This window comes from Solibacillus sp. FSL K6-1523, from assembly GCF_038005225.1.
Taxonomy (GTDB): Bacteria; Bacillota; Bacilli; order Bacillales_A; family Planococcaceae; genus Solibacillus.
Map to the genome: position 1 here is coordinate 644,415 of NZ_JBBOSU010000001.1, position 14,880 is coordinate 659,294.

Below are 14,880 nucleotides of genomic sequence, written 5' to 3' on the forward strand. Positions count from 1 at the left end.
TATATTAGTAATTAATACTAAATAACTGGAAGAAGAAAGGGATATATAGCCTATGAATAATAAGTTTTATTTTGCTGGTATTCCATATAAACAATTTGGACATGAGCTATTTTTCACACAAATGAGTCTTAAAACCCTATTAGCTGTAGTTGATGTCGATGCCAATGTACAGCGAGAGTTAGATATTCAAAGAAGACATGAAATAAGAGCATTTATTTTAAATAATTTGGAACAGGGACATGACTTTTATTTTAGCCCGTTTGTATTTAGTGCTCGCGGAGAAATTGAGCAAGATGGACAGGGCTATTCCCTCACGCCGGGGAGTAAACTATTCATTAGTGATGGCCAACATCGCTTGTATGCACTAGAATCGGCATTGATAATGTTAAAAAGCTCTTTAAGTGCTGCCGAATACATTCGTAATGAAGAAAAAGTTATCGAACTAAAGAGGCAAATTGAATTTCTTGAAAATTTCCCGATTGCGATGCAAATATACTTACAACTAAATGTGCAGCAGGAACGTCAAATGTTTGTTGATCTTAATACAGAGCGTAGAGAAGCGCATCCAGGTCAGCTTTTGCAGTATGATCACCGCGATACATACAGTATTTTAACGCGAAAAGTTGCACAAAATTTAAAAGATAAAATGGACATCGAAGTAAAATCGGCACGAGCGCTGAAAAGCTCTTCATCGATTACAACACTTGTTATGATGAAACGTTGCCTAGTTGCTTTATTTAACGGTACGTTTACGCTAAAATCAGGAGAAATAAATTTTCAATACCCACAGTATGAAGTTGAGCATATTGCAGAAACTTTCTTTTTAAAATGGCTAGAGATTTTCCCGAAACATGCGCATAATCGTTTTAAATATGTGGCAGGTCTTACGGGCATTCAAATTGCACTAGCACTCACAGTTAACTACCTCATGAAAGAACATCGTATTTCACATCTTGAAGCAATTGAATTGCTATCTCACCTAAAAAAGTTTAGCTGGTTGCATACCCATCCTATTTTTGCATTCTTATATTCACAAGAGAAAAAATGTATAGCTGGTCATTCAAGCAGCTATGCAGTTAGAAGATTGAAGAATGAATTTGTAGAATTAATCCATCAAGAAATGGCGGTGAAAAAATGACACAACGATTAGCGGTGTTAAGTGTGCAGGAAGTTGTCGAAAAAATGGAGCAGGACAAGCTTGTATTACGTTCGACAGAAGCACGCCATACACGTAAATTCCGTCAATATGTTATGGAACAATTTATGACGGGTGATGTATTTATTCCACCGATTGTTGCCTCAGAAAATGATGATATTCTTCATATTATTGATGGTAGCAGTCGGTTACGTGCACTGGTCGAATTAATTTCCAATGTCGATCGGATGTTCTTAAGTGATAATGCTGAAGATCAAAAAAAGGCGGCTCAATTAATGATTTGTATTCAAGAAGTTCAGCTAGCTTTTCAAATTTTCAAAGAATTTACCGTACAGGAGCAAGAACAGCTCTATCTCGATCTCAATACGAAAGGTAAAAGAGTGGCACTTTCAAAACGCATTGCCTATGATTCACGCAATACAATTAACATCGTAACAAACGAGCTACTACAGCAACATGAGGCACTAAGGTTAGCGGGAATTGAACAGGAAAAGGTGAGCATTAACCGACCGGCAAATAAAAATTTCTTATCACTCAGTCAGCTACGTGCGCTTGTGTCACTCTTTCTAGTAGGAAAAGAAACGGCATCGGGCATTCACACGCAGAATGTAGATCAAGTGCTAATTGAAAAACGTTTACCATTACTTAATGCTTGGCTAGATGAATTATTTAAATTGGAGGGACCAGAAAAAATTGGGGACTACAATATTTCAATTTTAGCGAGCTTCTTATTTGTACGAGCACTCGGGTATTATGCGTTGCAAGGGGAGGACAAGGTGCCAAGCGCGAAAAAAGAAATGTATATCCGCGAGCGAATAAAAGCGCTTAAACATATAAGCTGGGAAACATGTCAGCCATTGTGGGAACGATTTGAAGGGAATTATCGCGGAACGAATCAGCTCTATTTTATAAATAACAACAAAAAAACATTGATAGCTATAATTAGGTGGCTATGCAGTGAGGGAGGTGAGAAGGATGTGAAAAAATAAGAAGGCAAAAGAAAAACCTCTGTATACAGTCCGGGAAGACGTTTCGTATACAAAGGCTTCTAGTTAAGGAGTATCCTTACTAAAATTAGTATACTCCATTTTTGAAATTTGTGTATGTTTTAAATTCAAAAAGGAGGCAAGAGTATGATGAGAAAACCTAAGTATATTTTACCGTACCAAGCAGCTGCAATTTTTGAAACGGTAGTTGATGGCAAGCAAGTACTAGAAGTAATCGGAAATGGGAATAGCCTATATATGGATATGACATTAAAGCAATGCATTGCATGCAATGAACATTACTATGGAACAAATTTAAATATATCGAAGCGGCTTATGAAAGATATTATTGGAACTTCTCATGCTGCACCTTATATTTTTGGCGATATGATTTGGGTACCACTTGCCACTCAAAATCGGGCAGATACAATATTTGTCGCATTACACCATTTGAAAGGGATTGAGAAGGATGAACACAAGCAAATCGTGATTGTGCTTACTGGCGGCATACGCATTCGACTGAAAATGACGAGAGCCTCTGTCATTTTGCGTTTCGGTGCAGCAAGCATCCTAAAAATTTTAATGGATTTTCGCAAAAATCTAAAATCCAATCCAAATACCTCACAAGATCCACCGTGTGAAATTGTGAAGGAAGAGGGCAATGTTTACTTTACGCGGAAACGGAAGAAGTAAAAAGGCAGGCGCTCGAAAAGCTGAAAGAATAGAAGTAGAGCTAAAATAAAAAAACTTTGTGGATTTGATAAGGATAGTCGAAACGCACTTACTTCAGTGAGTGCGTTTTGTTGTGGCGATTTTTAGGGTGAGAGAAGAAATTGAATATCTAACCAGTGAGTAAAATGTGGATGATTTTGGTCAATCAACATGGCTGCAATTATATTATACTTTAAGTGAAGGTTAATGAATGAGAAGGGAGTTAGGCGATAAGCAGAGTTTCTGCTCCTTGCTAAATTAGTTGAAAAGGTGAAGTAAATTAGGATACATACACCATTATTGGATAAGCATACTGAAACAGTTTCACGTATTTTGAAATATCCATATGACCGAAAATAGATTAGAGTTTCAGAACATAATGTTGAACGATTAAAAGCAGAAAGCGAAATTGGAGGAATTTAATAATGACAAAAGTAAATCCAGTAGTCGTGCGCATTGCCGCAGAGCGAATTATGGTAGAAGGCATTAACCCAAAGACCGGACAAGTGTATGTTATTGAAGATATAGATAATGGAGAATACCGTTTGGCGATCGAGAATTATATTTTGAAGACTACGGAGGGGATCTGATAATTGATACTTAAAGAGTGTTCAATTAAATAGGTTTGATCTCATATTGGGCACTCTTTAACAAGGGTGCTTTTTTTGATTTACAAAAAAATACTGCACATTTGGTTCATAATGCGAACCCGCCACAAAACACTTCCACGAAATTAATTATACCCACCCATAAAAAAGTAAACCTCGCTTAGTAGTAATTGTCTGCTAAAAGATTACCTGAGAAATAACGCGAGGCAGGAATGTTATTAGATCAACGTTTCTAAAGGTTACAAATAATTAATCTAGCATTAATGGATTATGTTTATCAATATTCAAATAATACGAACCTCACATTCGTTCGACAAATCATGACGAAAATCTCTCAAAATAGTGTATAATAGAAAACGTCATTTATTAACGTCATATTAAAGGGATGAATATTACATGAATTTAAAAGAATCCACTAGAAAATACATATTGCTTGGAGCCTTATTGTTTATAATCGTTGGGCTTGTATCGGCAAAAGTACTTGCGAAAGGGCAAGATACGCAATTTACTACGGAAGATATCCTTTATCAGCAAGTTGCGCAGCTTTACAATGAAGGTAATTACACAGAAGCTTCTCTGTTTATGAACGAACTTTTATTAGCACAACCAAAATCAGAGGCTGTGAACTATTTAGGTGGTTTAATTGCTGCAAATACAGAGGAATATGAGCAAGCTGCTATTTTATTTCAAAAAACATTGGATATAAACCCATATAAAGTAGAAGATGCGATGTTCATGTTACAGTTTGGAGAAGTATTAGTATTAGCTGAGCGAAATGAGGATGCAAGGATCGTATTAGTACATTGCCAAGAATCAGCATGGGCTCCAGAGTCATTTCCGGAATATCAAAATAGTGTAGCTGATTTATTAGCACAAATTGAAACTATATAATAAGGAAGGTATATACAATAATGACTTCATTTTACCAAGAACTGAATCAATCCGGGAAGATGAGCGATGAAAAGGAAAACGCGCAATCCCGTGCAGGTATAGATAAATGGATTTTCCGTCTATTGCTATTATTAATAGGTGTTATGCCTTTAATCGTGCTTGCGAATATAGAGCAAGTTGTAAGTCCACTTATCTCTAATATAGATGTACTTTCTTCTGGAGCGAAAGGTGATTTATTTACACATTATAAAGCATTATTTGTAATTGTTATTACAGTTATTACAGGTGTGATGTTACTAGCAAAAGTGTTTTTCATGGATGGCAAAATTCGAAAAACACCGATGAACTATGCAATTGGTTTATTTGCATTTGCGATTATTATATCGACAGTATTTTCACCAAATATTACAGTCGCTTTAAATGGTCAATATAACCGTTCAGACGGTGCAATTAGCTGGCTATGTTATTTAGCACTTATGTTTATTGCGATGAATATTGAATATCCGAAAAATGTTGTTAAATATATCATGTATGCATTGATGCCATTTGTATTTATTAACTTATTCATTATTACGATGAACTTTTATGGTAAGGATTTACTTCAATATGAATGGATGCAAAGTTTAGTATCCATGGCATTACCTGAAGGCGCTAGCATATCGGAAGGTTCGACTTTAGTAGGTACGTTAAACCAGTGGAACTATATGAGTGGGATGTTTGCGATTATGACAGTTATGTATTTAGCATGGGCATTCATTGAAAAATCAATGATAAATACAGTCGTCTCTGCAATCACAGCAGCAGTGTCAATCTCGGTTATGTTTATGTCTATTTCAACAAATGGTTTCTTAACGGTTACTGTTTCACTTATTGTGTTAATCGTTATTGCAATTAAATCACCAGTTAAGAAAAATATGGCGGTCGGATTATTACTATTTGTTGTGATTACGATGCCAGTATTCCATATACTTGCAACTGAAAACGAACAAGTATGGGACGAATCATTTGGTTTTATATTGGGTGGTAATCCTTATAAAAAAGTAGAAAAGACAAACGTAAGCTTCGATGACTTACTCGGATCAAAGGCATACGCCTCAGATCAAATACTTGAACTCCCTATATTACCAGAACAAGGTTGGTCACCTGGTTCGGGACGTTTCTATATTTGGGAGAAATCAGCTGATTTAGTTAAAGAACGACCAATTGTAGGCTATGGTTTAGATACATTAATATATAACTTCCCGCATTTTAACATTGATGCACGAGGTGGCAACAATTCAGAAAGTACAATTGTCGATAAAGCCCATAACGTTTATGTTACGATTCTTTATGGAACAGGGATTTTTGGAGCGCTAGCATTTTTAATTATTTTGGTAGGTTCAGTTCTTGTTGGACTAAAGCAAATTGTTTTAAAAAATAACCTTATTTTAGGTCCATTAGTTGCGGTCATTGTAGCTTATAGTACGCAAGCACTCTTTAATGACTCTTTACCAGGGATAACTGCGGTAATCTTTGTATTAATCGGTATATTATTTGGTATACAAAAAGAAGAAGGAAAAACTCAAGCAAATGATTGAAAGAAGGTAGCGGAATGAATTATAGAATGAGATATATTGCATTTTTTATATTAGATTCAATGATTGTAATTTCCGCTATTTTCTTTAGTTTTTGGTTATTTCAAACTTCTCTAGTATTAAAATTAGAATCGACAATATATATCAGTGCAATAACGTTGTTGATAAGTCATCACGTTGTTGCTTATTTTTTTAAATTATATAGTCGGATGTGGAGTGTAGCATCTGTACGTGAGCTATTGATTATCTTTTATTCTGTGACAATTTCTGTGTTAGTAGCGTGCTTACTCCAATATATTTTAAAACATGATGTATATGAAAGAATCATGACTGTCACTTGGATGTTGCACATTATATTAATAGGTGGATCTAGATTTATTATCCGACTGATCAAAGACGATGAATCATTTAAAAATACAGATAATTTAACGCGTGTACTAATTGTAGGAGCTGGAAAAGCAGGTACAATGCTAGCAAAGAACATACAACAAAACGAGCGTCAAACACTACACCCCGTTGTTTTTGTAGATGATGATCCAAACATGCAAAATCTAACGATAATGAATGTACTTGTAGCAGGTAAAATTAAGGATATCCCAAAAATTGTTGTAAATTATGGGATTGAAGAAATTATCATTGCACTGCCATCCCTTTCCAAAATGGAGTTAAAAGGAATACATCATTTATGTTTAAAAACAAAATTAAAAGTACGCATGATGCCGAGAATTGAAGATGTAATGTCAGGGAGAATTTCTGTAAATGATATGAAAGAAATAAGCTTCGAGGATTTGTTAGGTCGCGATGAGGTATCCCTTGATATGAAATCATTATCTAGCAAAATTACAGGGAAAGTTATTTTAGTTACAGGCGCTGGTGGTTCAATTGGTTCAGAAATTTGCCGACAAATTTGCCGATTTCAACCAGAAAAGCTCCTGTTACTCGGTCATGGTGAAAATTCTATTTATAATATTTTAATGGAACTTCAAGCAATTGGAAATTTGCGAGTTGAGTTAATCCCAATTATTGCAGATGTGAAGGATAAACAAAAAATAGCCAAAGTGATGGACATGTACCAACCGAATGTTGTTTACCATGCGGCAGCGCATAAACATGTACCGCTAATGGAATCGAATTTTAGAGAAGCGGTTGATAATAATATTTTTGGTACAAAAAATGTAGCAGAGCAAGCGCATAAATATGGCGTAAAGCATTTTGTTCTTGTATCTACTGATAAGGCTGTAAATCCACCGAATGTTATGGGATCTACAAAAAGATTAGCAGAAATTTGTATTCAAAACTTGGCAAAAATAAGTAATACAAAATTTGTTGCGGTACGTTTTGGAAACGTGCTTGGTTCACGAGGTTCTGTTGTGCCATTATTTAAAAAGCAAATTGAAGATGGAGGCCCTATAAAAGTAACGCATCCAGAGGTGACACGTTACTTTATGACAATTCCTGAAGCTTCACGATTAGTCATTCAAGCAGGTGCTCTCGGTCATTCTGGTGATATTTTTGCATTAGATATGGGACAACCCGTTAAAATAGTTGATTTAGCCAAAAACTTAATCGAACTTTCAGGTTATCGAGAAAATGAAATTGCTATTGAATTTATAGGTTTGCGACCAGGTGAAAAAATGCATGAGGAAATATACGGTGCAGCAGAAACAGGTGAAAAAGTATACGAGAAAATAACCTTAGTAAAGAATAGCTTTATGATTGAAGGTTTTGAACAATATATAGAACAACTTATTACTATTCAAGATGATGAGCAATTTAAAGAAAAGTTAATAGGGTTGGCGAATAATAAAATTGTCGTTAAAGGAGTTAATGGGGAATGATTTATGCAGGAATTTTAGCTGGCGGTAAGGGGACAAGAATGGGGAATGTACCGATGCCGAAGCAGTTTTTATTGTTAAATGAAAAACCAATCATTATTCATACGATTGAAAAGTTTATATTAAATAGCGATTTTGACGCTATTATCATTGCAAGTCCGAAAGAATGGATTCAGCATACGAAGGATTTGTTAAAAAAGTATCATTTACAAGATCCACGGATTAAAGTCACTGAAGGTGGTAAAGATCGAAACGAATCAATTATGAATATTATTCATTTTATTGAAGAAAATAATGGTTTAACAGATGAAGATATACTTGTAACGCATGATGCCGTTCGACCATTTTTAACACACAGAATTATTGCAGAAAATATACAATATGGCTTGAGTGATGGAGCAGTTGATACTGTAATTCCGGCGATTGATACAATTGTTGTTTCGAATGATGGCGAGTATTTAAGTGATATCCCTGTTCGAAATGTCATGTATCAAGGACAAACACCTCAAACATTTAATATGGTTCAATTAAAGGGTTACTATGAATCATTAACGAATGAAGAAAAAAATATTTTGACTGATGCATGTAAAATATTTATTTTAAAAGGAAGTAAAGTGAGAAATATTTTAGGAGAAAACTTTAATATTAAAGTAACAACACCTTTTGATTTAAATGTAGCAAATGCAATTATAAAAGGAAGTTTAGATAAATGATTAATCAAATTTATCGCTTAGTTTCACCGAGACAATTTGAAGTAACTTATATTGATGAGTCAATTGATGCAGAAAAACTTGTTATCCGACCAACGCATTTATCAATATGTGCGGCAGACCAACGTTACTATACGGGTACACGTGGTGAGGAAGCAATGAAGAAAAAGCTCCCAATGGCACTAATTCATGAGGGTGTTGGTGAGGTTGCATATGATCCAAAAGGGATACTTCAACCAGGCACTAAGGTCGTAATGGTACCAAATAATCCAACAGAACAAGATGAGTTTATTGCAGAGAACTATTTAACAACAAGTCAGTTTGCATCAAGTGGATATGATGGCTTTATGCAAGACTATATATTTCTAGAACGAAGCCGTATTGTCGTATTACCAGACGATATAAATATGCATGTTGCTGCATTTACTGAACTTGTAACAATCGCTACTCATGCGATTACTAGGTTTGAACAAAAATCAATTAAACGTCGTGAAAGCTTTGGCGTGTGGGGGGATGGAAATTTAGGCTTTATTACAGCGCTCTTACTGAAAAAACTTTATCCAGAATGTATAGTTATTTTGTTTGGAAAAACAGAGTATAAAATATCTCACTTTTCATTTGTAGATGAAACGTATAATATACGTTCGATTCCAGCGAACTTGCAGATTGACCACGGCTTTGAATGTGTAGGAGGTCGTGGTAGTGGTATGGCAATTGATCAAATGATTGATCATATTAAGCCAGAAGGAACGATGAGTATTTTAGGTGTTAGTGAATACCCCGTTGAAATTAATACACGTATGATACTGGAAAAGGGATTAGTAATGATAGGAAGCAGTAGAAGTGGTGTAGTAGATTTCCAGAGAACTGTTGAAATCTACAGAGAACATCCAGAAATCGTGGATTATTTAAGTATTCTAGTAGGAGAAATATTAAATGTTAATACAATAAACGACGTGATTAAAACCTTTGAACAAGATTTGTCTAGTTCATGGGGTAAAACTGTAATGGAGTGGGAAATTTAGCATGCAGGATTTTGAATACAATATTTCAGTCTTAGTGCCCGTGTATAATGCACAGGACACATTGGTAGAAACAATCGATTCCGTGCTCAATCAAGAAATAGTTGAAGGGTTTAAGTATGAAATTTTGTTAATAAATGATGGATCTTCAGATGAAAGTGAAGAAATTTGTTTAAACTTTTCTAATCAGTACCCCTTTATAAAATATCTTTCACATGAAAACAGGGGCGTATCTTATACGAGAAATAGAGGATTAGATTTAGCTAAAGGAAAATATATATTATTTTTAGATGCTGATGATTTGATTGCGAATGATACATTGAGTAGTGTTTATGAAACATTTGAAAAGTATTTTGATGAAGCAGACCTTTTGGCATACCCTCTTTATCGATTAATAGACGGAAAAATAGTAAATCATCCAAGGACGTCCACATATAAATTTACTGGTGTTTATGATATTGATGCATATCCACATATTAATCAAACGACAATGAATGTAATAATTAAAAATTTAAAAACTAAGAATTATTTTGATGAAAATATGAGTTTTGCAGAAGATAGCTTCTTTAACACTAAAATGATTACGCCTAAAAGGAAAGTAATACTAAGTTCTAGAGGCGCTTACTATTATAGAATCAATACTTATTCGGCAGCCCAACGATTTAGGAGTCCTGCAAACGCAGCTATGCCTATAATTAATTTCTTTGAAAGTTTAATAAAAATTAACGACCAAAACACAAATAAAACTTTAAAATATGCACAGAGTATAATAATGTATGAAATAAATTGGAGAATTAAATCTAATGGTCTATTTCCAAAGCATTTATCCCAAGAAGAGTATAATGAATGGAATAAAAGATTTTATTACATATTGAGTTATATTGAAATTGACACAATTATGTCGCACCCCCATATTGATTATTACCATAAAATTTACTTTTTGAATTTAAAAGATCAAGAAATCAAACATTACGTAAATGATGGGCATATTCCAATTATTATGGATGGATATAAAATAAGTGAAATCAAAAATTTCCAACTTGTATTTTCATTGTTTTTAATCAAAGATGGTTGTTTACATATAAGTGGTTTTATTAAAAATCCATTTTTAAAAGAGTTACAATTGAATTTAAAACTAATTATAAATATTAATGGTATTTCAGAAGAGTTGTTACTATATAAATCAAATTATAGCTATTACAAATCAGCAGAGTTTACAAATTTATTTTTACAATTTGATACAAAAATCCCACTTAGAGATACAGAAGTTGATATTTATTTTGATGTTCATTATGGGGGAAATATATATCCGACAACTTTTTATTTTAAAGAAAATACAATTATTAAAACAGCAATTTTAAAAAGATATGAGCTTGTGAATAAGAATTACTTGATTGAGGTATCTGAAAATAATATTAACATTAATATGCTAAAAGGAATAAAAGGTTTTATTAAAAAATTTATTAGTAGAGTTAAATTAAATAAAAGTATTATAAAAGTTGGGTATTTACCTTTAGTTCTATTTAAATTGATAATAAGGAATATTTTCCAAAAAGAAATTAATTTATATTCAGATAGCCCATCTGTATATAGTGAGGCTTATATAAAGTTTAAAGAAGGTGTAAAGGAAGCTAAAGGATTTCACTATTATATATACAGTGAATCAGACGGGGTAAATATCTATGAAAAATTTACTGAAAAAGAGCAGAAAAACTTAGTTTTGAGAGGATCTTTACAACATAAAATGTTATTTATTAAAGCAAATAATATTTACTCTACTTCTACGAAAATGTTTAATTATTCACCATTTAGTATGAAAGCATATAACCTCCTTGCGGAATATTTTAAATACGATCTGATATGGCTAAAATTAGCGGCTCATAATGGTTACTTACCTAATATTTACTCTAAAGAAATAACAAATGTTAATCAAATAATAGTGAAATCTAATAAAGATAAAAATATACTAATATCTATGTATAATTACTTACCGGATCAAATAATAGTAGAAACTAATACTAAAGTAGAGCCCTCAAAAGGTAGTGAAAAAATCTTAATTGCATTTACTTGGAGAAGTTATTTGGCGGTATCAACTGCAAAAAGTTTACAAGAAATGCGCTTAGAAAGGTTTGCAACTTCACAGTATTTTAAAAATCTGTCCGCATTATTGAACTCGGATATACTAAATAAAATAGCCAGGGATTACGAAATTGATTTTTATATTCATCCTAAATTCCAAAAATACCAGGATTTATTTAACAAAGTTAACTACTCCATTTCGTTTATTAAAGAAATTAAAAATATAAATGAATATAGTTTGTTAGTTACAGATTACTCCCAGTTAACTGATACTTTTGAGGAAAGGGAGAAGAGTGTTCTAAAATACCATCTGGATTTTGCAGATTTTAAAACGGGGAACCATGTATTTAATACTCTTATCGATGGGGATGAGAATTATTTCTTTGAATTAGAAAGATTATTAATAGAAATCGAGAATAATGTATATCAAACGAATGGAGTTATAAAATGACAATGGTAAAAAGAATAGTTCCATTATTAAAAAAGATACAGCATTATATAACAAAAAAACTATTAAAATTTATGCGTTTGAAGAGAAGAATAGTATTAGAGAGTCATCCAGATTTATCAGGAAATACATTTGAATTTTATGAATTTTTGTTAAAGAATAAAGTCAATTTAAATTATAAAATATATTGGTTAGTAGAAAATCCAGAGAATTATAAAAAATACGCGATTAAAAATATTAAATTTCTTGCGTTAAAACCTTCAAATATAATAAAAGAATTGAGAAAAAAAATTATTATTCATTCGGCTAAGTTAATTATCAGTGAAAATCGAATGATTCATAAAACAAATCCTAATACTCAATCAATCCACTTGCATCATGGTACTGTTTTAAAAGATGTAAGTGGTATTTATAATTTTGGTAAGAGTTACAATTATATATTATGTCCATCAAAGGAGTTGGTTGAATTATATAAACGTTTATTTAAGGTAAATAAAGAACAGATTTATATTTGTGGATACCCTAGAAATGATTTATTAACGAAGCCAAATAATGCTTTGGATAGGTTAGGGTTCATAAATTACAAGAAAGTTATTTTATGGATGCCTACTTTTAGGCAACATAAAAATAAAGAAAGAACTGATACAGCAAAGACATTGCCTTTGGGAATACCTGTATTGAGAAATGAAAAGGAGTTAATTCGTTTAAATGAATACTTAATCCAGTTAAATATTTTGTTAGTATTAAAGTTACATCCATCCCAGGACAAGTCATATATTAATATAGATGCAACATCAAATATAATTATTCTAGAGGACTATCAACTGCAAGAAAAAGATGTTAAGTTATATGATTTTGTTGGTCAAACAGATGCATTAATTACAGATTATTCATCAATCTATTTTGATTACTTATTATTGGGGAAACCAATTGGATTAACTATCGATGATATCGATGATTATTCTTTAGGGTTTGTTTATCCAAATGTGGATGAGTATTTAGTAGGGGATAAGATAAATGAACTTAGAGATATGAAATCGTTTATTCAAAATTGTGTTGATGGTATTGATGTAAATAAAAATTTAAGGGAACAAGTAAATACTAGGGTAAATATCAAGACAGCCGAAAGCTACTCAAATGAACTTTATAAAAAAGTTGAAACAATTTTGAAGTGAAATTTACCTTTTAATTAGATATTAACCATCTTAATCATATTTTACGTTGGTAAAATTCCAAAATAAAAACACTATACTAAAAAAGAAGAACATGACCTTTATTAGAAGCAAATTTTTTTAAAAAAACAATAATTATAGTTAAATTAAGGGGATACAAGATGCCTAATGAAATATTTCGAAAGCTTTATTTAAAGATAAGTAGGGAATACAAATTAGCTTTCATTATTACAGTAATATTTGGAACTTTAACGCATTTGTTTATATTTACAAATAGGATACCTAATCACGATAGCTTACATAGCTTTTATCATAACCAATCAATTTTATATTCAGGGAGGTTCACTTTAGGACCAGCAGCAAGTTTAAGTTCATATTTTGATTTACCATGGATTATTGGAATTTTATCAGTGGTTTATCTTTCAATATTAGTAACTTTAATAGTAGCCTTATTTGATATTAAAAGTAAGTTATCTATTATTTTAATAAGTGGATTAATTGTAACATTTCCAACAATCGGAGCTACATTTACTTATTTATATACAGCAGATGCTTATATGCTAGGTTATGCATTAGCTTTATTGGCTATATATATAACAATAAAATACAAGAGAGGGTTTCTTTATTCATGGATGTTAATGCTATTTGCAATAGGCATTTATCAGGCAACATTATCCGTATTTTTAGTTTTCAGTATCTTATACATTATAAAAAGATTAACTGAAACTACCGCTGATATTAGGATAATTGCTAACTCATTATCTAAGTTAATTTTCACGTTTGTTATTTCATTGGGTATTTATGCATTGATTTTTAAAATTTATCAAAAATATAATAATATAGTGAGTTATCAGGGGTTAGATGAGGCAGGAAATATCGGCTTAACTACTATAAAGAATGCCCTATATAATTCTTTATACCAATATGGAACATTTTATTTCAGAGGGTTTATCACTAATTATGATATTAAGTTATTTGAAATCCTTAATGTAATTATATTTTTACTATGTACAATAATGTTTATAAAAGTAATGGTTACATCAAAAATAAAATTAATTAATAAGATAGTGATATTTATCTTAATATTATTAATACCGTTTTCAAGTTTTATTATGTACTTTATTTCACCCTCTGTTGAGTATCATACTTTAATGAAGTTTAGTTTAGTAGCAGTATATATTTCGCTAGTAATTATTTATAGTGAGTATTTTGAGAGAACAAAAAAAATAAGTTTATCTTGGATTACAATAATTATTTTAATAGTTACTATAGGTAATAATGCGATTATTAATAATATTGCTTATTTAAATGCAGAAATAAAATATGAACGATCTCAATCTATGTTAAATAGAATAGCAGTAAAGTCTGAAGGTTTAGAAAATTATAAGGATGCTAAAAAAATCATGGTTGTTGGTGGCTTGAAAATGTGGACTAAAATTTCTAGTGATACAGTAGCAAATAGTATTCCATGGATGACTGGAGCGATGGGAGAACATATTCTAACTTCTCAATCAAGAATTAGAAATATGTTTGAATATTATTTAGGAGTTTATTTACATGAGGTTAGTAAAGAACAGGCGGTACAAATAAGAGAGAGCAATGAATATAAGCAAATGGAAACATGGCCAGCAAATGAATCAGTGAAAGTAATAGATGATGTTTTAGTAATAAAATTTAATTAAAGAGGC

The 14,880-nt window shown here is 31.9% G+C and carries 12 protein-coding genes; all 12 read left to right on the plus strand.

What is annotated here, in order from left to right; translation table 11 throughout:
- The first annotated feature begins 52 nt into the window (after positions 1 to 52).
- The 12 genes from MHI10_RS03010 (at position 53) to MHI10_RS03065 (ending at position 14,874) form a co-directional block, all read left to right on the plus strand.
- Positions 53 to 1,138, plus strand: coding sequence for a DNA sulfur modification protein DndB (locus MHI10_RS03010; RefSeq protein WP_340782802.1), 1,086 nt, complete (start codon positions 53 to 55; stop codon positions 1,136 to 1,138).
- Entirely contained in the window at positions 1,135 to 2,145 is a 1,011-nt protein-coding gene (locus MHI10_RS03015) for a DNA sulfur modification protein DndB (RefSeq protein ID WP_340782803.1), read from the plus strand. Before MHI10_RS03010 ends, MHI10_RS03015 begins: the two co-directional genes overlap by 4 nt.
- Before the next feature lie 144 nt (positions 2,146 to 2,289).
- Complete coding sequence (locus MHI10_RS03020) at positions 2,290 to 2,835, plus strand: competence protein ComK (protein WP_340782804.1); 546 nt, start codon at positions 2,290 to 2,292, stop codon at positions 2,833 to 2,835.
- Between the two features lie 443 nt (positions 2,836 to 3,278).
- On the plus strand, positions 3,279 to 3,443 hold the full coding sequence (locus MHI10_RS03025) for a hypothetical protein (RefSeq protein WP_340782805.1): 165 nt from the start codon (positions 3,279 to 3,281) through the stop codon (positions 3,441 to 3,443).
- A 414-nt stretch (positions 3,444 to 3,857) separates the two neighbouring features.
- On the plus strand, positions 3,858 to 4,352 hold the full coding sequence (locus MHI10_RS03030; protein ID WP_340782808.1) for a tetratricopeptide repeat protein: 495 nt from the start codon (positions 3,858 to 3,860) through the stop codon (positions 4,350 to 4,352).
- Positions 4,353 to 4,372: 20 nt separating this feature from the next.
- Positions 4,373 to 5,929 (plus strand): O-antigen ligase family protein, encoded by a 1,557-nt coding sequence (locus MHI10_RS03035; RefSeq protein ID WP_340782810.1) that lies wholly within the window; start codon positions 4,373 to 4,375, stop codon positions 5,927 to 5,929.
- Positions 5,930 to 5,943: 14 nt separating this feature from the next.
- Positions 5,944 to 7,764, plus strand: a complete 1,821-nt coding sequence (locus MHI10_RS03040; RefSeq protein WP_340782812.1) for a polysaccharide biosynthesis protein — start codon at positions 5,944 to 5,946, stop codon at positions 7,762 to 7,764.
- Entirely contained in the window at positions 7,761 to 8,474 is a 714-nt protein-coding gene (locus MHI10_RS03045; protein WP_340782813.1) for an IspD/TarI family cytidylyltransferase, read from the plus strand. The genes MHI10_RS03040 and MHI10_RS03045 overlap by 4 nt, the downstream gene beginning before the upstream one ends.
- On the plus strand, positions 8,471 to 9,496 hold the full coding sequence (locus tag MHI10_RS03050) for a ribitol-5-phosphate dehydrogenase (RefSeq protein WP_340782815.1): 1,026 nt from the start codon (positions 8,471 to 8,473) through the stop codon (positions 9,494 to 9,496). Before MHI10_RS03045 ends, MHI10_RS03050 begins: the two co-directional genes overlap by 4 nt.
- A 1-nt stretch (position 9,497) precedes the next feature.
- Positions 9,498 to 12,023: a glycosyltransferase family 2 protein gene (locus MHI10_RS03055; RefSeq protein WP_340782817.1), complete on the plus strand. Its 2,526-nt coding sequence runs from the start codon at positions 9,498 to 9,500 to the stop codon at positions 12,021 to 12,023.
- On the plus strand, positions 12,020 to 13,195 hold the full coding sequence (locus MHI10_RS03060; protein ID WP_340782819.1) for a CDP-glycerol glycerophosphotransferase family protein: 1,176 nt from the start codon (positions 12,020 to 12,022) through the stop codon (positions 13,193 to 13,195). The genes MHI10_RS03055 and MHI10_RS03060 overlap by 4 nt, the downstream gene beginning before the upstream one ends.
- A gap of 158 nt (positions 13,196 to 13,353) precedes the next feature.
- Positions 13,354 to 14,874 (plus strand): glucosyltransferase domain-containing protein, encoded by a 1,521-nt coding sequence (locus MHI10_RS03065; RefSeq protein WP_340782820.1) that lies wholly within the window; start codon positions 13,354 to 13,356, stop codon positions 14,872 to 14,874.
- The last annotated feature ends 6 nt before the right edge of the window (positions 14,875 to 14,880 follow it).